General features: G+C 35.2%; 2 protein-coding genes. Both read right to left on the bottom strand.

The annotated features are described in order from the left end of the window. Positions 1-67: 67 nt before the first annotated feature. Positions 68-982: a cation diffusion facilitator family transporter gene (locus tag E5A76_RS09035; protein ID WP_107165735.1), complete on the bottom strand. Its 915-nt coding sequence runs from the start codon at positions 980-982 to the stop codon at positions 68-70. A gap of 312 nt (positions 983-1,294) precedes the next feature. After that, complete coding sequence (locus tag E5A76_RS09030) at positions 1,295-1,786, bottom strand: hypothetical protein (protein ID WP_161118718.1); 492 nt, start codon at positions 1,784-1,786, stop codon at positions 1,295-1,297. Positions 1,787-1,854 lie beyond the last annotated feature (68 nt).

Genomic DNA, 1,854 nt, shown 5'->3' with positions numbered 1-1,854 from the left:
TGTTAGGATAATCCCTATTATATAGAGAATTATCCTAACATCTTTACTGCAGAAATTTGAATCTATGCTATAGCCAACGCTCTTGGGCTGTAAAAGTCACAGATAACCACGTTTCACCTAAATCATCTTCTAATTTATCCCAGATAATTTGACGGATACGATCTTGCTGCTTTGTCGTCCATTTATTTTCATCTTTGACTAAGATGTTTATTTCGAGATCATATTGACGACCGATTTTCGCAAAATGATGTGTGTAATCATCAAAATCGTATTTCTCTGACAACTCTGCGATGACTTGATCTACATGCTCTTGGGCACTATCTTGCGGTGCAACAAGTAACACTTCTTTCAAGTTTCTTCTTAGCACTTTGATTGGTAATACCGATGCAGCAATAGAAAGTGTAGTTACAAGAATTGGATCGACGTAAGCATTCCATTTTGAATACCCCATCGCATCAAATATCACGACTAAAATAAAGCCAACCAATATAGCGGCACTCAAGATGGCATCTACCAGCCATTCTTGGGAGTCAACACGCACGAGTTCAGAATCGACGCTTCTTGCAATGTATGTTTCAAAGAAGTAGATCGAAAAACAACTTACTGTAGAAAGTACTGCATAAATAATCGCGTCTCCCAATACAATGTCATGACCGCCATGCATGATTGTTTGTACGCCAGTAATAAATGCAAATAAACAGGTGATTAAAATCAGTAAGCCGTTTACTACGTTTATGAGTGGTTCAAAATGGGCATAACCAAATTGAAATTGTTCATCATCGGGCTTTGATACCAAGTATGCGGTGTAAAGACTTAGCCCAGTCATCCCCATACTTAAGAAAGAAAACATACCATCAAGTAGAATGGCATTAGAACCTACATATAAGCCATATCCGATACCAAGCGAGGCAACAAAAATAGTACCCGCTAACGATATCTTCAGAGCCATTCTCTCTTTACTAATTTTACGGCATGTAGCCATAATATCCTCCTAGTTTTTACTTAAAATGTTATGTAACTATCCGTCACATTTATGTAATTACGATTAAAATTGCACCTATATTTAATAATATAGATACTAATACAATACCATTAAAAGTGGTTTTAGGAAAAATTTTGATATTTATTCAGCATTAAATAATGCTAATTACATTCCTTTAAAAACTAATTTAGTTTTGTTTACAGGTGAGGCCAAACTTGAAGAAATGCAGGTAAGAAATTAATTTTAAAGGAGTTAGCGATAATTTTACCATCTTCCTAATACAAAATATCGCTATCATGGGAGAGGCTACTACTACGGGTTTTCTCTGACTAGTTCTAAACGTTCAACATCACTGTAAAACGACACCATTTTCACTCTGCTTAAGTCAAATTCGAAGCTACTTTTATCACACATGGTTTGCTTATCAATATCAAGCTTAGTTCGGTTGCGCTGTTGCTTATTATACGAAGAGATATACTGCCCTTTGATGTACTCGCATCGTGCTAACTTTTCGCACGCTTGGTAGGTTTGTAAGTTCAGCATTTCCCAATGGTCATTAAATTGTGACAACGCAACATGTAATTCTTTATAGTTTTGCTCACTGATAAAACCTTTGAGCTCTTTTACTTTTTGATACTGCTTATCAAGAAATGAATTAAAGAAATGTGATTGGCTTTTCGTCTGCAAATCACTACATTGCTTGTCGACAAATTGTAAACCTTCTTTATCCGATGAATTAGCGATATCAATACTTGAACAAGCAGCAATGAAAAATGATGCGATGATAATTGAGGTTGGCTTCATAACATGTCCATTATCAAATCTACATGTATAAATTATTACTCAAAAGTTCATCTTATGTTTTAGACATT

This window comes from Photobacterium lucens, assembly GCF_009873615.1.
Taxonomy (GTDB): Bacteria; Pseudomonadota; Gammaproteobacteria; order Enterobacterales; family Vibrionaceae; genus Photobacterium; species Photobacterium lucens.
This window is presented reverse-complemented; position numbering and strand designations above follow the sequence as displayed.

Coding starts and splice junctions, on each gene's coding strand:
- E5A76_RS09030 (WP_161118718.1), bottom strand. CDS start 1,786: ATGAAGCCAACCTCAATTATCATCGCATCATTTTTCATTGCTGCTTGT.
- E5A76_RS09035 (WP_107165735.1), bottom strand. CDS start 982: ATGGCTACATGCCGTAAAATTAGTAAAGAGAGAATGGCTCTGAAGATA.